The organism is Paenibacillus sp. FSL L8-0494 (assembly GCF_038003695.1).
Taxonomy (GTDB): Bacteria; Bacillota; Bacilli; order Paenibacillales; family Paenibacillaceae; genus Paenibacillus_AQ; species Paenibacillus_AQ odorifer.
Map to the genome: position 1 here is coordinate 4563196 of NZ_JBBOPQ010000001.1, position 19125 is coordinate 4582320.

At 42.2% G+C, this 19125-nt stretch carries 17 protein-coding genes; 4 read left to right on the forward strand and 13 right to left on the reverse strand.

Annotation, left to right across the window (positions count from 1 at the left end; all coding sequences use genetic code 11):
• Positions 1–90: 90 nt before the first annotated feature.
• The 5 genes from NYE35_RS20775 to NYE35_RS20795 all read right to left on the reverse strand — a co-directional run bounded on the left by NYE35_RS20775 (position 91) and on the right by NYE35_RS20795 (position 5805).
• Entirely contained in the window at positions 91–1695 is a 1605-nt protein-coding gene (locus NYE35_RS20775; protein ID WP_036689025.1) for a glutathione ABC transporter substrate-binding protein, read from the reverse strand.
• An 89-nt stretch (positions 1696–1784) separates the two neighbouring features.
• On the reverse strand, positions 1785–2789 hold the full coding sequence (locus NYE35_RS20780) for an asparaginase (protein WP_076225084.1): 1005 nt from the start codon (positions 2787–2789) through the stop codon (positions 1785–1787).
• Positions 2790–2817: 28 nt separating this feature from the next.
• Positions 2818–3975 (reverse strand): ROK family transcriptional regulator, encoded by a 1158-nt coding sequence (locus tag NYE35_RS20785; protein WP_076225085.1) that lies wholly within the window; start codon positions 3973–3975, stop codon positions 2818–2820.
• Positions 3976–4441: 466 nt separating this feature from the next.
• Positions 4442–5104, reverse strand: coding sequence for an MgtC/SapB family protein (locus NYE35_RS20790; RefSeq protein ID WP_094903188.1), 663 nt, complete (start codon positions 5102–5104; stop codon positions 4442–4444).
• Positions 5105–5250: 146 nt separating this feature from the next.
• Positions 5251–5805 (reverse strand): GNAT family N-acetyltransferase, encoded by a 555-nt coding sequence (locus NYE35_RS20795; RefSeq protein ID WP_341122004.1) that lies wholly within the window; start codon positions 5803–5805, stop codon positions 5251–5253.
• A gap of 185 nt (positions 5806–5990) precedes the next feature.
• Here NYE35_RS20795 and NYE35_RS20800 point away from each other — a divergent pair, with 185 nt between their 5' ends.
• A complete protein-coding gene (locus tag NYE35_RS20800; RefSeq protein ID WP_036689034.1) occupies positions 5991–6386 on the forward strand; it encodes a DUF2871 domain-containing protein in 396 nt (131 codons plus the stop codon).
• A gap of 58 nt (positions 6387–6444) precedes the next feature.
• Here the strand turns inward: NYE35_RS20800 and NYE35_RS20805 are convergent, their stop codons facing one another.
• The gene (locus NYE35_RS20805; RefSeq protein WP_445321959.1) at positions 6445–9138 is read right to left on the reverse strand and encodes a glycoside hydrolase family 6 protein; all 2694 of its coding nucleotides are present in this window, start codon (positions 9136–9138) and stop codon (positions 6445–6447) included.
• Between the two features lie 410 nt (positions 9139–9548).
• Between NYE35_RS20805 and NYE35_RS20810 the strand changes: the two genes are divergently transcribed.
• A complete protein-coding gene (locus NYE35_RS20810) occupies positions 9549–9977 on the forward strand; it encodes a VOC family protein (RefSeq protein ID WP_036685812.1) in 429 nt (142 codons plus the stop codon).
• A gap of 57 nt (positions 9978–10034) precedes the next feature.
• On the opposite strand, the gene NYE35_RS20815 is transcribed toward NYE35_RS20810, so the two are convergent.
• The 4 genes from NYE35_RS20815 to NYE35_RS20830 all read right to left on the reverse strand — a co-directional run bounded on the left by NYE35_RS20815 (position 10035) and on the right by NYE35_RS20830 (position 15274).
• Positions 10035–12377: an ABC transporter permease gene (locus NYE35_RS20815; protein WP_341122005.1), complete on the reverse strand. Its 2343-nt coding sequence runs from the start codon at positions 12375–12377 to the stop codon at positions 10035–10037.
• Positions 12378–12379: 2 nt separating this feature from the next.
• Entirely contained in the window at positions 12380–13153 is a 774-nt protein-coding gene (locus tag NYE35_RS20820) for an ABC transporter ATP-binding protein (RefSeq protein WP_036685808.1), read from the reverse strand.
• Positions 13154–13313: 160 nt separating this feature from the next.
• A complete protein-coding gene (locus NYE35_RS20825; RefSeq protein ID WP_341122006.1) occupies positions 13314–14588 on the reverse strand; it encodes a HAMP domain-containing sensor histidine kinase in 1275 nt (424 codons plus the stop codon).
• A gap of 2 nt (positions 14589–14590) precedes the next feature.
• Entirely contained in the window at positions 14591–15274 is a 684-nt protein-coding gene (locus tag NYE35_RS20830) for a response regulator transcription factor (RefSeq protein WP_038572354.1), read from the reverse strand.
• A gap of 66 nt (positions 15275–15340) precedes the next feature.
• On the opposite strand from NYE35_RS20830, the gene NYE35_RS20835 reads away from it, so the two are divergent.
• A complete protein-coding gene (locus NYE35_RS20835) occupies positions 15341–16612 on the forward strand; it encodes a serine hydrolase domain-containing protein (protein ID WP_076142308.1) in 1272 nt (423 codons plus the stop codon).
• 40 nt (positions 16613–16652) lie between these two features.
• Here the strand turns inward: NYE35_RS20835 and NYE35_RS20840 are convergent, their stop codons facing one another.
• Positions 16653–17012, reverse strand: coding sequence for a hypothetical protein (locus NYE35_RS20840; protein ID WP_036685802.1), 360 nt, complete (start codon positions 17010–17012; stop codon positions 16653–16655).
• 279 nt (positions 17013–17291) lie between these two features.
• Here NYE35_RS20840 and NYE35_RS20845 point away from each other — a divergent pair, with 279 nt between their 5' ends.
• Positions 17292–17501: a hypothetical protein gene (locus NYE35_RS20845; protein ID WP_036685800.1), complete on the forward strand. Its 210-nt coding sequence runs from the start codon at positions 17292–17294 to the stop codon at positions 17499–17501.
• Here NYE35_RS20845 and NYE35_RS20850 read toward each other — a convergent pair.
• Positions 17498–17980, reverse strand: coding sequence for a DinB family protein (locus NYE35_RS20850; RefSeq protein WP_341122007.1), 483 nt, complete (start codon positions 17978–17980; stop codon positions 17498–17500). The two genes, NYE35_RS20845 and NYE35_RS20850, sit on opposite strands and share 4 nt — an antisense overlap.
• Before the next feature lie 37 nt (positions 17981–18017).
• A complete protein-coding gene (locus NYE35_RS20855) occupies positions 18018–19121 on the reverse strand; it encodes an LCP family protein (RefSeq protein ID WP_051491411.1) in 1104 nt (367 codons plus the stop codon).
• Positions 19122–19125 lie beyond the last annotated feature (4 nt).

The window sequence follows — 19125 nt, forward strand, 5'->3', positions numbered from 1 at the left end:
GACAAATGATTTAGTGAGGCCGCTTCCCACCATACTACAGAAGCGGCCTCGTTCATTTCTTGGGATATTAAGTCTAACGTTTATTTGGCATTATTTCACTTCTGCATTCAGGACGTTAATGGAACCGTCCGGGAAGACCTTAACTCCTTCCAGATACGATCTTTTGCCTGAGATGATTTGGTCGACGCCCATGAATGCCCATGGAGCATCTTCCCAAATTGTTTTTTGAATATTGCCATAGATGGATTTAGCCGCTTCTGGATCAACTGATTTATTCGCCTCAGCGATCCATTTGTCTACATTTTCATTTTTGTAATAGGCTGTATTTGAGCCAGCAGGCGGGAACATTTCACTACTGAACAACCCTCTGGTTGCACCATCTGCATCACCTGAAGACGGAGACCAGCTGACATACCACATTTGAATTTTTGCTTCTTCTGGCGTCTTAGCAGAGTTAATTTGGTCGGACAATGTGCCGCCTTCCATGGATTTCACGTCTACCTTAATCCCTACAAGTGCTAGCTGTTGCTGAATAAATTGCATACCCTTCATAGTTTCGGATTCATTTTCACCCCAAATTTCGGTTTCGAATCCATCAGGATATCCTGCCTCAGCAAGCAATTGTTTAGCTTTCTCAATGTCATAGTCATAACCTGTTTGTGGGGAATAGTATTGTGTTTTGGAAGACATCGTGGAATCAAGCTTAGCGCCAAGACCCGATTTCACAACTTTGATATAAGCTTCTTTATTGATAGCATAGTTAATGGCTTGACGAACCTTCACATCATCAAAAGGTTTTTTCATCGTATTTAACGTTACATAACGAACAATTGTCGAATCGATGGTATCTACAGTAATTCCTTCAAGACCTTCAACCTCAGATACTTGCTCCGTTGGCATTGGATAAATGAAATCTGCCTCGCCGGTTTTTAGCATGGCTATCCGTGATCCATTCTCTGGAACAGGTCTAAAGGTCACACTATCCACTTTTGGCAACCCAGCTTGCCAGTAGTCAGGGTTCTTAACGACAACCAAGCGGTCGCCTTGCACCCATTCTTTGAACTTAAATGGTCCCGTTCCTACAGGATTTTTCGAAATATCGGCGCCATTTTCTTCTAAAGCTTTCGGACTAATAATAGGTGCCATAGCTACTTTATTTAAAAATGCGTTGTACGGCTCGCTGAGTGTAATAACCACGGTTTTAGCATCAGGAGTCTCCACTTTCGCTACCTTTGCGAAGCTTTTGCGCAGTCTTAGATTGTTCTTCTCATCTTGAATACGGGCAATGTTAACTTTAACCGCTTCAGCATTAAAGTCAGTACCGTCTTGGAATTTAACATTCTCTTGCAGCGTGAACGTGTAGACCAACCCGTCTTCACTTATGGAATGGCTTGCGGCAAGAACAGGAACTACGTTCATATTCTCATCAAAACCCATCAGACCTTCGTACATCGTTCTGGCAGCGCTGATTGAATGCGTATCGCTTGCGTTATGAGGGTCCAGCGTAATAAAGTTAGAATTGATGGCAATTACAATGTCTTTATCATTCTTTGTAGTTGGGGTGCTAGTTTCAGTTCCACCAGCAGTATTGCCTTTTTGTCCCTCGTTGCTCGCTTTGTTGCCGCACCCTGCAGTCACTACTACTGTAATAAGCAGCAGCATGAACATTGACCATACTTTTCCTTTTGCTTTCATTTTTTACACTCCCCTATTCAAACGATGTATTAGAAAAGCTTCTAGTCCGATTAATCACCAAACTTGAAGATTATTCTTGACCTTATGCTCTAGATCTCCCATTGAAATACAGCACGGCGTTCGCCGACCACAGTACCGCCATCATTAACAATCGTGTTAGGCACAAGTGCATATAAGCGATCAATTGTGTCTTGATTGCTGTAACCAATACGTTCTAGAATCGATGCGATAATACATGGCCAGACTTGTTCTGATCCGTCGGATACTTTCAGTGATATACCCATTCGTTCCTTACGGAGTCCGATACCGTATACCCCTTTTGCTCCACCTTTAGCTGTCAGATTGTCATCCTTCAGGAGCTCTGAGCATACAAATTTCGTGTCAGCAATCATAACCGGGTTATCGTTCATAAGTTTTGCAATGGCAGCGGCTGCCTTACGTATATCCGTATCCTCTATCAAATCGGGACACGCTAGCTTTAGATAGGAATAAGCGATTTTATGAAGCGGAAGTGCGAAGATAGGAAGTCCACAGCCATCAATACCTTGCGGGATGGACGCTTTGGGAACTTCAGCGATATAAGCCATCATCTCAAGAATCTCCTGTTGTACAGGATGGTTAGGATCGTAATAAGTGTCTATATCCCAACCCATATATTTGCTAAGGCCCATTAAACCTGCATGTTTGCCTGAGCAGTTATGAAAGATTTTACGAGTTGGCTCATTTGCCCGGTGACGTTCTGCTTTGGCTTCTTCATTCAGCGGGTATGTAGAGCAGCAATGAAGTGACTCTTCTTTTAATCCCATTTTCTGAAAAAGAGCTTCAAGCGCTTCAATATGGAAGGCTTCTCCCCGGTGTGAAGCGGTAAACAGCGATGCTTCTTTACTTGTCAAACCATATACTTCATCGATCCGGCGTTTCATTACCGGCAAAGCTTGGAATGGCTTAGCAGCAGAGCGAAGATAAGTCATATGCTCCGGATCACCTGCTTTGTACAAAATGCTGCCCTTCTCATCAACTACACTAACTGCACCATAATGCACATTCTCCAGCAGGTCACCACGATATTCTTCTACCAATGTTGTAAATCCCATCTGTACAACCTCCCCAGCAGTATTTAATTTAATCTAAGGCAAAAAATCGGTTCTGCGATAAAAGTCCCGATCCGATAATTACACCCTTCTCATTCAGCAACGAACGATGAATCGTAAAGGAACCCCGAAGCGGCTCCCATGTAAAGCGCGAGAGGTACAGCTGCTCAACTTCTTCGTATATATCCGGGAATTTGTCCACGAGTTCTCCACTCAAAATCACGCTGTCGGGGTTATACATGCATACGACATTATTAATGGTGATCGCCATATACATGAGTGCACGGTCGATCAAGTGAATCGCCCATTGTTCTCCTGCATGTTTTGCTGCGAATAACTCCTCAATCGTACGGATCGGGCGAATCCGATTAGCTTCAGATAATAAAGAACTGATATTTATATAAGTCTGTAAACAGCCCGCTTTGCCGCACTCACACATCATTCCGTTAGGATCCACTGTCGTATGCCCAATTTCACCCGCACTGTTCATCACCCCTCGGTAAATCTCTCCCTCGAGAATCATCGCAGAACCCACGCCTTGACCGAACCCCAATAATGCCGTACGGCTGGAGCCGACTGCGGCTCCTTTAAGATGTTCTGCAAGAGCCCTTACTTTCAGCTCATTGTCCACAGCGATTTCAAAACCTGTCAGTTCCTTCAAGCGTTTGGCTAACGGCACATTTTTCCATCCTAGCTGAACAGAGAAGACAACAATTCCTTCTTCGTTATTCACAATGCCGGGAAGTCCAACGCCAATACCCACGATACGTGTTCTGTCAATCACATGCAGCTGGAACAATTGTTCGATGGCATCCTTAATTCGCTCCAGCGTTCGATCTGGACTTTCGTCTGGTGTACGGGGAAATTGACTACTGCAGATAAGCTGTCCTTGTAAATCCACAATTCCAATAGACATAAGACTGCGATCCAGTTCAACGCCAACCGATAATACAGAAGCGTCCATCATACCTATTAACGTTGATTTCCTACCTAATCCTGATGATACCTGCTCTGAATCGAGTAAATATCCTTCCTCCGTCAACTCTCCGACAATTCGACTTACAGTCGTAGGACTCATACCAGTCTGCTTAGCAATAGAAGCGCGAGAAATCGGTTGTTGATTTTTTATAATTTCGAAAACCGTTAAACGATTTTGTCGCTTCATAAAATCCTGATCGTGCTTTTTCACGGGCATTCTCCTAATTATTTTCTCCAGTGCATTAATTGGATTAATAAACCACAAAAACAAGAAAATATTTGCAAATAAAGCGCTGATAATGTATTGTTTGATTTAAATTTTAATTTAGTTTCTCCAGTGATGGGATTAATAATAAAGGGTCATGGTTTATGTGTCAATATAAATGACATATTTTTTATTTAAAAATAAATGTAAGCGGTTAACGAAAGATAACCGACACAAAAACCACTAAATATATAACACAGACATAACACACATACCCATGAATTAGCATTTAATTTGAATCTTGATCCTATTAATTGGGATAGAAAGACTGAAAGAAGTATTTTGTTTGGATTAATGTGAGGTGTGTGAATCGAAAATACAATGGAGGTAACACTCGCATCAAAAGGAAGCTCTCTAAAGGGAGGTAACCTTTGATGCGAAGTGAGTTAGTTACATCGAGGGTGCTAAAAAATCATTGAAACTCAACGGTCTTAACGGCTGCGTCCTCTTGGATCATCGATAACAATTGCACTGGATTAAATGATTCAGGCAATCTTACAACGATTTCTACGTTTAATTCGGATTCTACACTGTTATTTTCAGCATGAAAACTTAGAACAGCAATTTTGTGTTCTTTAAGTAACTCTTGAATTCGGCCCATAGCGCCTTCTGTGTTAGCTAGACTTATAACGAGCTGTTGGGTTTTTGGTGCGGCCAGCCAGCTGTTACGACTGTGTAAGATCTTTTGCCCAAGTAAAATGATTATCGTTGCTCCTACGCCAAGAATATAAAGACCAGACCCTATAGCCATGCCCACTCCGGCTGTTGCCCAAATCCCTGCAGCAGTAGTGAGCCCTTTGACTGTGTGTCTTTGCATAAAAATCATCCCTGCTCCCAAAAAACCTACTCCGCTTACTACCTGAGCAGCTATCCGAGCGGGATCAAGAGAAAGATTAGGCCAATCCGCTTGGTCCTGAAACCCATATTTGGAGATGACCATCATGAGTGCAGCACCTAAGGCTACAACAAAATGTGTTCTAACTCCAGCTTCTTTCATCCGGCTTTTGCGTTCATATCCAACTAATACGCCACAAATTCCCGCGCCAATTACACGAAGCAAATACTCAAACTCCATACCTTCACCTTCTTTCATCATGATATGTATGTTGGATTAGTACCACGTAGGATAAATTCGATAATCTATTTATTGTATCACAAACAAAAAACCATAATACGTCCTCTCGCATTATGGTTAACTTGCTTTTATTAATTTTACACTTCTTAGTTCGTATCGGAAGCTAATAAAGTGCAAATCTCCGCATCTACAAATCTACCTTTTTCAAAAAAAGATTCGCGTAACAACCCCTCATACTTAAAGCCCGCTTTCAAAAGCGACTTCTTGGAGGCAATATTAGCCGGATCATAAAACGCCTCAATTCGATGGAGCTTCATATGCTCAAAGCCATACGCAATAATAGCTGTCAGAACTTCCGTCATCACACCCTGCCGCCAATAAAGTGGAGATAATTCATAGCCAATCTCTGCTTTGAAATTTCTGTGCGCCCAGTTATGATATCCGCATGAACCAATCATTATATTATCCTCACGCCTGGCTATTCCCCAGCGAATGCTTTGTTTGCCTTTGAAACGTTCATCCCATCTTTCGATAAGGTTGATCGCTTGCTGTATATCGGTGAAGCTATCCAGATCATAATACTGGGTCACTTCATCTTTTGAAAAATAATCATATATTTCTTTAGCATCATCCAGTGTAATTCTTCTCAAAATAAAGCGGTCAGTTTCGAGCACCGGAAATACTTCAATGTTATCATTCATATTTTCCTTAAGTCTCCTCTCATTTCTCTAGTAGTACAGTTCGTCGTGGAAAGTGAAACTTCCTTTAGGATATAATGTATTTATAAACTAGTGATTTTTTTCACCTTGTAATCATTTGTTCATATTGCGTTCTTAATTGCTTGATACACTTCAATCATAACGATAACTACAAAGGAGATATTCTTATGAAAAAATTGTATTACACGTCTTTTTTCTATGCAATTCTTGGTTTGATAGCCGGAGTGGCCTATCGCGAAATTACTAAAATGAATGATTTCACAGGAGATACTATATTAGTTGCGCTTCACACCCACATTCTAATCTTAGGATTCTTTTTCTTTATTATTGCTATGATCTTAGATAAGTTATTTAATATCCATGAGGCTAAATCTTTTGGTGCATGGTACATTGTCTATAACATTGGTCTTCTAATCACGATTGGTGCAATGGCTACACGTGGAATGCTGCAAATTAACGGCAGTGATATTAGCTTCCTGCCCCATATTGCGGGGCTTGGTCACGCCATTGTTGGGGCTGGAATCATCTGGCTGCTTGTGCTACTCGGTAAACGAATTAAATAATACAGAAAGAGCCGCCAGGATCACTCCAGCGGCTCTTTTAAATATCCCCTGCTTTCCGTTACGGAGCAATCCCCCATACGAGAGCATCACTTTGATAAAGCGTCACTTTATCCCAGTTAGTATAAGCAGTTTTTGTAGCATCAAAGGAGTAGTCATTGGCTTCGTTAAAATTAGTCCAATCGGATTTATATATTCTGAGCTGAATATCTCCGGACTGGCCTCCAGCTGGAATGGAACCAGCTGCAGAAGTAAACGAAAGCTCAACGTAAGTGTCTGCATTCGTGCCTGTGTAATCTGCAAAGGCGACTTGAATATTATTGTTGCCAACTTGTGCCCAGTCAATTGCGCTGTTTAACGTCTGATTACTATCTTTAGTGAAATAATAACGGATTTTAAGATCGCTTAAGTTCACTGCGGCTGTGCCGTTATTTTTAATATTAAAATAAGGTTTGATCTGATTGTCTGTCGCATTAGTATCTCCCGCCCGATACTGCAACGTCAGACTAGTTGCTGCCGGAACTTGTGGAACAGCACTCGCTTGTGCCGAATTCACACTCTCTCCCGCACTATTGGTTGCGCTTACAACGTAGTAATAGGTTGTTCCGTTCGTTAAGCCCGTGTTGATGTAGCTCGTTGCCGTTAGCCCTGTTGCTACAGTGGTGTACGGTCCTCCGCTTGTGGTTGCACTTTTCACAGTGTAACTCGTCGCACCACTGGATGCGCTCCAGCTCAGGCTCACTTTCGCATCTCCTGCTGTCGCTACCAAGTTAGTTGGTGCCACTGGAACAGTTGCCACCGCTGCTGGGATCGCACTTGCTTGTCCCGAATTCACACTCTCTCCTACACTATTGATTGCGCTTACAACATAGTAATAGGTTGTTCCGTTCGTTAGGCCCGTGTTGGTGTAGCTCGTTGCCGTTAGCCCTGTCGCTACAGTAGTGTACGGTCCTCCGCTTGTGGTTGCACTTTTCACAGTGTAACTAGTCGCTCCACTGGATGCGCTCCAGCTCAGGCTTACTTTCGCCTCACCTGCTGTCGCTACCAAATTGGTTGGTGCCGCGGGAAAAGTCGCCACTGCTGCTGGAGTCGCACTCGCTTGTGTAGAATCCGCACTCTCTCCCACACTATTGGTTGCGCTTACAACATAGTAATAAGTTGTTCCGTTCGTTAAGGCGGTGTCGGAGTAGCTCGTAGCTGTTAATCCTGTCGCTACTGTGGTATACGGCCCTCCGCTTGTGGTCGCTCGTTTTACTGTGTAACTAGTCGCACCACTGGATGCGCTCCAGCTCAGGCTTACCTTTGCATCTTCCCCTGTCGCTACCAAGTTAGTGGGTGCCGCTGGAACTACAGTGCCCCCTCCGTTACTTAGAGGAATTACAGGGTAAGCATTCTGTACCAGCTGAACAAATTGATCATGGAACCAGTGACCTGATACAGGCGCATTAGGTAATGCACCGGTCAGTGTGCCGCTTGAGCTGGTATAAGTCGGATCACACATTCTGTCAAAGCCCTTGCCTTCATTATTTGGAATGGCACTGCTGGAACCATCAGATTCTCCCGGAGGTTTCACCCAGACAAATGCGTCCAAATGTGAGGCTGCATAACCTGCAGGGGCTGCTTGTGGAACTTCTCCAATTCCAGCGCCGCTGGCATTACACCAATTGCCGCGATGGAGACGTTTATCAATCCGACCGGAATCTGCATAAGCGTTAACGGTTGTTCCGCTTGCACTAGTCGGACGATTAGGTCCACCCCACCCGTTACGGGAGGTATCAATAAGGAAGCCGATCGTGGAAGGCCAACCTTTTGCTACAAAACCTGAATACAAAGCTGCTGTGAAATCGGCTTCATCAAAATACGGATTCCATTCATAATAACTTGCGGAGCGAAGCTGCTGGCTGCCTATCGTAAGATTCGGATCTGGAAGATTAGGTTCTACTAGTGGAGTGGTATTGGCTGTATTCGTAATAAATCCATCGACACTAGCAAGTCCAGCTGTAGTGCCTGACACAACCGAAGTAAAGAGGTCGATAGCGGGGCCACGGTTAGTATCCCATCCGAGCCAGCCGGAGTGGCCAATATCCATGTAAGTATATACATTCGGAATGGCATGGAGAGCATTTAAAGTGTAACGCGTAGCATCACGGTAAATATTCGTGGAGTTAGCTTGAGCACACTGTGGTGTGCTGAGATTGGTGACTAGATTCGGAAGCGAGTCCGGCTCTACGATAGTCACTATACGAATGTCACTATATTTGGGCTTTGCAAAAATACTGGCGATTACGTCAACATAATCTGACTTATAGGTTGTAAGACCCGCAGCTGTCAGTGGCAGCTCGCCATTGGAGGCAAGAGCGTGGCAATCCCGACCAGGCATGTCATAAATTACGAACGTGGCTGTAATCGGCGTATTGGGTTGCTTTTGCGCGAGTACGGCATCTAAAGTCTGTTCCAGACTTTTTCTACCTCCATTGTCCTCTCCGCCATAAATTGCAGCAATTCGATCCAGCCATACGGCTGTCGGATATTTTTTTATGGTCTCCATCTTGGAAACTAAAGTACTATCGGTAACCTGAGCAATAGAGGTATCAATCAGTGCGGCATAATCAGGATTCACATATGCTGTAGCTCCTACAAACGGATTGTCAACATGTGCCTCACTGGCATACGTGGTAGAAGGAGCATATCCGGTGATAACTAAAGCCATGATCGTAAGCAATAACAACATTTGCTTCCTTAGTGCTTTTGTCATTTATTATTCTCCTTTCGACAATTAAATAAATTCGCAAATAATTTATTAATAGCCACGCGATGCTACAATTGCAGTATTCACTCCTTTAAAGAATTGTCACCTCCTCTATGCCTTACCCGCACTCACCATCACCTCCTCTCAGTGGTAAAGATCAAACACGAGCCCAAATAAACCCCAACTATTTAACATAAATATAATTTTATTTAATTTATAGAAAATTATCCCTTTTCTTGAATACTACCATATCCTATTTTTAATTAGAAGATAGTAGATGAAATAAAAGTTTAATAATGAGACTAAAAGTATATTTGTTTATAAACTGGTAAATGATACAATGTGGATGTGATAAGGTATTTTGAATTTTAAGAACTTTTGATGTGCCGCTAACAAACCTTTAAGGAGTGAAAAAAATGTCTATCGATGTTTATCTTAATTTCAACGGGAATTGTCGTGACGCAGCAGAGTTTTACGCAGAGGTGTTTGGCACTGAACGTCCACAAATCATGACCTTTGGTGAAACACCACCCGATCCCAATTTCACTCTTCCTGAGGAAGCTAAAGATTTGGTTATGCATACCCGCTTGAATATCGAAGGCAGTAATGTAATGTTTTCTGATGTTTTTCCAGGCATGCCTTTTATCGAAGGAAACAATATTAGTCTTTCCGTAGTTAGTAAGGATTTAGATAACATAAAGAAATATTTCAATAAACTTCAAGAGGGCGGTAAAGTAGTTATGGAACTGCAAGAAACCTTCTGGAGCTCTTGTTATGGTAGTCTAAAAGATAAATTCGGCATTGATTGGCAATTCAATTATGATGACGGACGAATGAATATGTAAAAAAAACAACGAGTATGGAGTAACAAACCTCCTGCTCGTTGTTTTTTTGTCTTTTGCTTAGTCCATAATCAAATCGTAAACACTAACCTTCCGAATTCGCCGGGCAACAAGCATAGACACCGCATAAGCGACTACTAGAATGGCTGCACACAATAGCAATACTTGTGGCAAACTAACCGCCAGTTGGACGTTATAAATCCCTAAACTCGAGAGCAATAGTACAAACGCAGAGTCCGAGAAAAAATAACCGCCTATACTCCCCAAAGCTACTCCCACCACAATCACCGGAAACAGACTAAAGGTAATCTGCGTCATCAGATTAAAAGTGGTATAACCCATTCCTTTAAGAATGCCGAACTCACGCTTCCGCTTCAGAATCAAAGTCTTAATCACTAAATATAAAATCAGGCTTACTACTATAATCGTCACCACAGTGATGACTGCTGTCATAGAAGATACTGCGGCAGTGAATGTACTGAGCGTACTATCAACCGTTTCTCGAATGTTAGTAATATTCCATTTTCCGGGGAAACGTGCTTCCAGATCCTTCACAAAAGCTTGCGCATCTCCCCCCTCTTTCAGATACACATTGATGGACAGAGGGGTGTACTCCGGTTGAAGTCTTCTCATTCCATCACCGGTCATACTCGCCACCATTCCAAGTTGGCTAATCTGCTGGCTTAAGCCAGTGACCAAATAATTCTCCGTCACACCATTAAAAGTGATAGGTACCTCGTCCCCTATTTCTGTATTTTTCAACTTTGCAATAACACCGGAAATCACAATTTCATTATCATAAATAGGCTCTCGCCCTTTGTATATGGTTTGTGTCTCCAGCTTGCTATAATCGTCAGATACCCGGAGCATAAAGCTGGTATTTTTAATCGAAGCGACCATGCTATCCAATACAGTCAACTTTTCAACCCCTGGCATGGCTTCTAATTCTGTAAACTTGCCCTGCTGTAGGTCACCGTTTTTCGGCAACAACAAAAAGTCGCTGCGTTCTATACCTACCAGTTTTATAACTGCTGAGGTGTCTCCCTTAAAGTTGAAATTCAATATAGAGCAAAAAATACTAGAAAAGGTTAATCCGGCAACGATCAATACGATCATCATATTCTGCTTCATTTGCCTTACTAAAGCTTTAAGGCTTAAGCTGAATTGCAGATTCATTCGGGATGTTTCGAGTGGAATTGGGTTCCGCTTAAAATTGTGAGTGAGGATTCCGCTCTGCAGAGCTGTAATCGGAGTAATGTTCCGAATTCGCCGGCTCGACAGATAGGTAACAAGTAGCACTAGTCCAGAGACAATAACCAAACTAAGTACTGCACTGACCCCTTCAAAGGATATTGGCCACAGAAGTCCGATTGAAGACGAAATCATATTCCCTACCAACGGCATAACCAGCCCAGATAACCCACCTCCCGGTATAGCTGCGATGATTGACACTGAGGTGAACTGTAGCAGAAGCGCGTTTTTAATCTGCCATGAAGTATAACCGTTGGCTTTTAAAATACCGATATTCGTCAAATTGTCTTCAATATGTCCCAATATTTGAAACCTGATGACAATAAGCGAGATTAGAACCATAATCAGGGCAAATACGATCAGAATGGCCGCTAAAAGATTAACAAAAACACGGTTCCCTTGGAGACCAACCTCTGCCCGCATGACTTGAAATTGATCCGTACTTCCTGAGGCAAAAATCCGCTCACTTAGCATTTGTTCCAGCTTTACATCCTTTGAAGGATCGGTTAAATCTGCTGATAGAAAGCTGTACTGAGCTTCTGTTCCAAGACGTTTCTCCAACTGCTTATAACCTTCATCATTCAAAAATACTTTTAAAGCTCCATTAGTTAACGTCCCTAGCAACGGCTCCTCAATAAAGCCACCTATGGTATAAGAGAATGGCTTATTATCGTATACAAAAGAAAAGGTATCGCCAAGGTTATACCCCGATCCAACATGGAACAAATAAGGCAAATAGATCATATCCGCATCCTTAGATCCTAGCGGAGTCGTTGTCTTGAATAGTCCCTTGGTCCGCGGTGTATCCATGTTAAGAATTATAAAAGCTACCGTAGTGTCCGTTTGTCCGTACTTCATTTTAGCGTCTGCTAACAGAATTGCTGCTTCATTCTCCCAGGTTTCTGTATATGAATAACTATCCACAAGCTCCTCATACTCTTCTAGATGATCATCTTTTGGGAAAAATGCACTTATTTCTGGAGTCCTTAATTCAGTCATTTTTTCTTGCTGAAAAGAATTTAGCTTTAAACTGACCGTAAGGCCAATGTTCAGCAGCAGCACAGCTATCATGATCAAAATGAAGAGTGTAAGCGTGGCGCTTTTTCTTTTACGAATATTTGACCAAGCTAGTTTTCCTATTAGGCTGCTCATCCCTACCACCCCAATTCGGTTAGAAAGGACTGTACTTGCTGCTGCCGTTCAGGTCCGTTATCTTCGCTATAAGGGGTAAGACGCAAATCACCAACGATGACTCCGTCCCGCAGATACAATATCCGATTACCACGCAACGCGGTTTTAAGATCATGTGTAACCATAATTATGCTTTGCCCTTGCCTATTCACCTCAGTGAGGACGCGCAATACACCTATTCCTGCTGAACTGTTTAACGCACCTGTCGGCTCATCAGCGAAAACCGCTTTTGGACTGTTGATCAATGCCCGGATAATACCCGCCCGCTGAGCTTCGCCACCTGAGATTTGCGCCGGAAACTTGCCCCAGACAGAGTCATCCAGACCTACATCTGAGAGTAGCTTTTTGGCTTTTTTCACAGCCCCTGCTCTATCCTTTTGTACAAGAAAAGCACTAGATAATACATTGTCGAGGACACTCATCGTATCCAGCAGATGAATCTGCTGAAACACGAACCCACAATTCTTCCGCCGGAATATCGCAAGCTGATCATTACTCATGGCTGTGATATCCTGACCTTCAAATAGAACCTCTCCAAGCGTTGGCTTATCCATACCCGAAATGGCATACAGCAGTGTTGATTTACCAGAACCAGAACTGCCCATGATAATCGTGAAATCACCATGATATAAGGTCAGATCCAGATTTTTCAAAACATGCTGCTGAGTTCCTCCATGGGAGAAGGTTTTTCCAAGCTTATTAGTCTGCATCAGCACTTTATTATTCACTTCGCTCATGTTGAACACTCCATTTACATTCATGCTCATTAATTGCGCTAAAAGAAAATCATTGCTCTACGCGAAATATAATGGCTGCAATCACAAGCTCATTCGTAATTGCAACCTTATCGTACGTTAAATGTTCTTAACATGTCTTTGTGCAATCCTTAGCTAATTCTTAATTCTGTCCTGCTAAAGGAATTAGCAGTTTGACTGTAAATCCATCCTCCCGATTGGAGCACACAATGTCGCCTTGCATTTTTTGCATCATATAACGGGAAATGTACAGGCCTAGACCCGCACCATTCTGGCTCACGGCCAGACTGCCCCGAAAAAATTTATTAAATACTAAAGGCAGCTCCTCCTCCGGAACCCCGGGGCCATAATCCAGAATATCTACCTCCAGATAATGATCCGTAATCTCGAACCTAATATCAATAGGTGTGTCTATGTAGGCATATTTGTAGGAATTATTCACAACATTATCAATCACCTGCTGCAGCCGCAAGGAGTCCACCGTAATGATACAGTCAGGCACTGCTGCTGCTGAAATCCGTTCATAGAAATTTACATTATTTATAATTTGGATCAGCAGGTGGCTTTGCTCCTCCGTTAAGCTGACTTTAAGTTCATTTAGTTCCTCTAAGGTCGAATGGAACATATCGGTCACCAGACGATCAATCTGATCCGCTTTGGAATACAAAGTGTTAAGCTGTCTGCTGGTCTTCTCATCCCTTGCGCTTAATAACATCAGTTCCGTAATCGCCTTTAACGAAGCAACTGGTGTTTTAATATCATGACTGAGACTAGCAACCAGTTCCTTTTTACTTTTATTCGCCAAATATTCGCTGTGTCTAGCCGCTGCAAGCTCTTCCCGCATCATATCAAAGCTTTCGGTAAAAGCACCAAACAGATGATTACGATCCATCTCCAGCGGAACTTCCAGATCACCTCTCGCGATATGCTTCGCGAATAGCTGCATTTTGCGAAACGGACGGAGAACCGATCGATTCAGGAACCAAATATAGAGAATGCCTAAAACCGTAAGCAGTAGCAGCATCACAATAGAAACTTGTATAAATTGTTTTTTCATATGTATAAAAATCGCACGGTAATCATTATTAATAATCACCTTACCCACCATCTTATCCTGAACAAAAACGTCCACTAGAGTATCCCGATTGTTGATGGCTTCGTTAACGGTAACGGAAATCGCATTTCCCGTCTGATATTTAAGTACTCCCGCGGTATCGATAATGGCAAATTCATAAGGACCTTCCTTGTACAGGTTCGGATCAAGCTTGTCCCAGTTCTGTTCCGTGAGCTTCACAATGGTATTGATAGCCACTCTATCTGTTCCTGTCTCCTCCTGCAAATTAAGAATTAGGAATGTGAGCGTTAAACTTGCGGCAAATATAGTAAGTAGAAGAGCCAACAGCAGTTTTTTAGTCATAACTATTTGTCCTCAAAAGCATAACCGATGCCCCATACTGTACGGATGTACTGAGGATCATTAGGATTCTGCTCAATCTTCTCGCGTAGATGGCGAATATGTACATTTAAGGTGCCATCCCCCGCAAAAACATCTCCCCATACCTCTGTAAATAACTCCTCTTTGGGGATTACCCTATTTTTATGCTGAATCAAATAGCTGAGCAGTTTATATTCCATCGTTTTCAGCTTGAGAGCTACGCCATTAAGGCTTGCCCTCCTAAGTTCAGGGTCTATCTGGATAGAGCCGGCTTGAAGGACCGCTGCCTCAGCTATAACTTCGTTATTGTGGCGTTTAAGCACCGCCTTCACTTTTGCGAGCAGCACTCTCAGGGTATACGGCTTATGAATATAGTCATCTCCTCCGATATCAAGAGCAATCAATACATCATCTTCACTGGAGCGGGCACTAATAAACAAGATAGGAATCCCCATCGTCTGACGCAGCTCTTTGCATAACTGGAAGCCGGATTCACCGCCTAAATTAATATCAAGCAGTAACATTGAGACCTGATGCTCACGCAAAAAGCTCCGACAGGCAGCAGCGCTTGTAACAAACGCGGTTTGAACATCAAACAAATTAAAATATTCGCAGGTGCTCTCCGCAAGTTCAGTTTCATCATCAATAATTAAACAATCATATCTCATGGATTTCTCTCCGCTTCAACAGAATTTAGTATTATGTTAGAATATGCCTTTAAGGAGGGGTTACCTGTGGATAAACAATCCCAGCGTCTGGAGCAATATTTAGAAAAATACGAACAAAGCTGGCCACTGAGCGGCACAGTCTTAATAGCTCAGCATGGAGAAATCAAGCTACAAAAAGCATACGGATATGCGAATCTTGAACATCAGGTTCCGAACACTATAGATACCAAATTCCGGATCTGGTCATTAACCAAGTCATTCACTGGCATGGCAATTCTGATGCTAAAAGAACAAAAACGTCTGCGACTGGAAGATCCGATCCTTAAGTATCTTCCTGAACAGCATGCATTCGAGGGGATTACCGTCCTTCATCTGCTGGGACATACCTCGGGTATAGCCAACTACACTTCTCTACCCGAATATAATCAAAAATTAAATAAGCTGAAGCTGACTCCACTGGAGATGTTACAGCTATTTGTGAGTCAACCGCCTGCATTTATGCCTGGCACATCGTTTTCCTATAATAATTCAGGTTATTATTTATTAGGAATGATTATTGAGAAGATTACAGGCATGACATTTGAAGATTATATCACTACTTTTATATTACAGCCTCTTGGCATGGTAAATACAGGAGTTTATAACAATCAGCAAATCATTTCAAAATTAGCCTCACCTTATCATTCCTCATGGGGTGAGTATACTCAGGGTGAATACATAAATATGAGCTCTATCCTATCAGCGGGTGCTATGTATTCGACGGCTGCTGATCTTTTCCTGTGGGATCAAGCGTTATACTCCGATCAATTAGTATCCCACGATACTTTGGAGATGGCTTTTCATTCAAGTAATCTCAAATATCGTTTTGGTTGGTTTTTGGACGAACGTTATGATCGCAAAAGAATGTATCACGGCGGCGCTTATCGTGGCTTCCGAAGTGAAATGCACAGATATCCAGAAGAGCAGACGACCGTCATCATGTTGACCAATTATGATTGTGTCCCCATTACCAAGTTAACGGAATCTCTATCTGGATTAGTATTCGGTGAGCCTGTCGAGATGCCGATATTCCCGCAAGCCTTCCCACTTGATGATAGCATGTATGCTGAATATATGGGGACCTATGAGGGATTTGGCTGCAAAGCGAGCGTAGAGCGTAGGGGCCAGGACTATTATTTTGTCTGGAATGATGAAGAGGTTACACCGTTCTATCCTATCTCAGAAACAAGATTCCATCATACCAAGCATGACAGTGAATTTGAATTCAAACGGAATGAACAGGGTGAGCTTTCATTTCTGGGGATGAAAAAAAACAAACGAGTGCCGCATAAGCCATGAAATGGCTGCTGGGGCACCCGCCTTTTTTTTCAGCTAAAGCCTAAGCCTTGGCCAAAATAATAAATTGTGTGAGCATCACGATTACCGCTGAAGACACCCCCAGCGAATTAATGATTGTTAAAGCATTTGGATAACTTTCTTTCCGAAACTGTGAGAACAAAGATACCGTCCATAACACGCTGAAAAATAACGACGACAACCCAGATACAGCTTCACTATCAATTCGTCTGCTCCGGAGAAACAATCCGGCAAGGGTGGCGACAGTATAAACAATATATATTACTAGCTCTATCGATGTGATAACGATCGCCTCGCCGGCAGAGAACAAACGCATTAACAAGTATTGAAAACCTAAACAGATAAACACAAGCTGGTTAAAAGATAGTCTCTTCACTCTCATAGCTTAGCTCCTTTAGGATATATTTTCACAAAAGACAACGCTTACATTGTACTAGTGATTGAATATATCTTCTGTGACTTTCCATACCCTGCCAAATATTAGTCAGATAATATCCTCACATACAAAAAAGGAAGTACACTTTGCGAAAAAGATCCGCAAGGCATACTTCCTTTTTTTACGATTCGATTGTAGATTTAGACGGAATGGGACATCTTAGTTCCAAAATAGAATGAACAGTGGATTTATAAGATGTTTTCTTAAAATTAGGAGGTCATTGCTGTGAGAAACAAACAATCCATTGTCTTCGTGACCATTCCATTATCCGAGATCAAGAAGTTCATCCTTATTGATATTGTTGCTGGATGGGTCTTTTATTTTGCTATAAAATTTCCCTTCCATTCCTTAATTGCCGCCTCTGCCGGAAGCATGTTTGGTCCTATCCTCATACGCCAATCCATGAAGTTAGTTCAAAATCGCGCCAAGGTTTAAGGTTTCAAGAACTGCTCAATCTGTTTTTTATGATGCTTATCATGTGGGATAAAACTTCTCAAATACTTGCGAACGCTGAATTTTTTGCGATCTCCGTCCTTATATTCCTGATTGAATTCATCTTCCTTTAACCCTGCAGCTGCATCTATGATTTTAGTTCTATAACGTACAAATTGTTCAATTAATGTTTGTTCAGATAATAATTTAGCATATTCTACAGCGTTAGCATTAAACTCGTTAAAATCCAAATGCTTAGTTGTGATCGGTTCCCGGAGAATTATTTTCTTAATCGCACCTTCATAAAAATATTTATCCCATAACATGAGATGACAGATGATATCCTTTACAGTCCATTTACCAGCTGCAATAGGCTGATTCCAATGTTTGTCTGATACTTCCCCTAAAGATTCTACGAACGGGATGAGGGACTTAAATTCGAGTAACATTTGCTCATTTGTTTTTGCAGCCAGAGAGATCAACCTCCACATGAAAAATAAAATAATTCAGTCACAACATCTATGCTGCGTCATCCGCAGAAGCTGCGGCCAGATCCATATCGGTAGAGTCAGGATTCAGCCAAATCTCAATCAACTCATGGGTACGCTTCACATCATTTTCGTCAAGCATATAATACCATTGATCCTTCCGTCTGCCTTCACCCTGCAACATATGGCTCGTGATCTCAGGAGTACCCCCCTCGAGAATTACTCTTTTCGCCAAATCAAGAATAAAGTCTGACTTCATATTGGTTTGGAAATTACTGCCTGCTATTTCGATGATTTTCTGTATATTAAGGATATTATCTACTCTCTTCATCCGTTCAAGCGCAGATTTCAAAAAGATCCGCTGCCGCTCCGTTCGTTTAAAATCAGAATCCTCACGGTATCTTACATACATTAATGCTTCAGCGCCAGAATAAATCGGTTTGTTCGGTTCAATTCTTAATTTCTCATGATCCGGGCTCTTGTTCTCAATCACCTTGGTAATCGGAAGTTCAACACCCCCTAGAGCATCTGTAACGCCCACAAGACCGTTGAAATTAATAGTAGCGTAATATTCGATAGGCGCGTTTAATAAATTTTTAACGGTGTCTACACTCATCTGAGGACCGCCATAGGAATGTGCTGCATTAATCTTGGTTTCTTTCCTAGCTCCTTTAACATTTTCCGCTCCGATAATTTCTGCATAGGAATCACGAGGGATCGACACGAACAATACTTTATGATCAACTGGCCGAATCACAGTATATATAATCGAATCAGAAAGCCCGTTCTCTTTTCCCCGCTGATCAGTACCCAATAGGAGGATAGAAAATGGACGATCCTTATTATCCGTCGTGGGTTGGAATCCAGGAGCTTCAGCATTTTCATTATTTTTTAAAGGAACGTATGACCCATCAAGCGTGTGTTCTATAGTTGGAGCCACAACATTATTAAATCCGAAAATCAGCAGTTCTTTACGAAAAACATAAGATCCTAGCCCAGCAATAAGTACGATAGCAAGCATAAATAGCCAGATCTTTTTTTTCCTGCTGGTCTTAGTTTTCTTCTTCACCTTCTTTTTCTCAATTCTACTTAAAGAAAAAGAAGAAGCTGAATGGGTAATCTGTTTATTTTTCATTCGG

What these genes read in the sequence shown, in the direction of transcription:
- NYE35_RS20775 (WP_036689025.1), bottom strand. Translation starts at nt 1,695, where the DNA reads ATGAAAGCAAAAGGAAAAGTATGGTCAATGTTCATGCTGCTGCTTATT.
- NYE35_RS20780 (WP_076225084.1), bottom strand. Translation starts at nt 2,789, where the DNA reads ATGGGATTTACAACATTGGTAGAAGAATATCGTGGTGACCTGCTGGAG.
- NYE35_RS20790 (WP_094903188.1), bottom strand. Translation starts at nt 5,104, where the DNA reads ATGGAGTTTGAGTATTTGCTTCGTGTAATTGGCGCGGGAATTTGTGGC.
- NYE35_RS20795 (WP_341122004.1), bottom strand. Translation starts at nt 5,805, where the DNA reads ATGAATGATAACATTGAAGTATTTCCGGTGCTCGAAACTGACCGCTTT.
- NYE35_RS20800 (WP_036689034.1), top strand. Translation starts at nt 5,991, where the DNA reads ATGAAAAAATTGTATTACACGTCTTTTTTCTATGCAATTCTTGGTTTG.
- NYE35_RS20805 (WP_445321959.1), bottom strand. Translation starts at nt 9,138, where the DNA reads ATGACAAAAGCACTAAGGAAGCAAATGTTGTTATTGCTTACGATCATG.
- NYE35_RS20810 (WP_036685812.1), top strand. Translation starts at nt 9,549, where the DNA reads ATGTCTATCGATGTTTATCTTAATTTCAACGGGAATTGTCGTGACGCA.
- NYE35_RS20815 (WP_341122005.1), bottom strand. Translation starts at nt 12,377, where the DNA reads ATGAGCAGCCTAATAGGAAAACTAGCTTGGTCAAATATTCGTAAAAGA.
- NYE35_RS20820 (WP_036685808.1), bottom strand. Translation starts at nt 13,153, where the DNA reads ATGAGCGAAGTGAATAATAAAGTGCTGATGCAGACTAATAAGCTTGGA.
- NYE35_RS20825 (WP_341122006.1), bottom strand. Translation starts at nt 14,588, where the DNA reads ATGACTAAAAAACTGCTGTTGGCTCTTCTACTTACTATATTTGCCGCA.
- NYE35_RS20830 (WP_038572354.1), bottom strand. Translation starts at nt 15,274, where the DNA reads ATGAGATATGATTGTTTAATTATTGATGATGAAACTGAACTTGCGGAG.
- NYE35_RS20840 (WP_036685802.1), bottom strand. Translation starts at nt 17,012, where the DNA reads ATGAGAGTGAAGAGACTATCTTTTAACCAGCTTGTGTTTATCTGTTTA.
- NYE35_RS20855 (WP_051491411.1), bottom strand. Translation starts at nt 19,121, where the DNA reads ATGAAAAATAAACAGATTACCCATTCAGCTTCTTCTTTTTCTTTAAGT.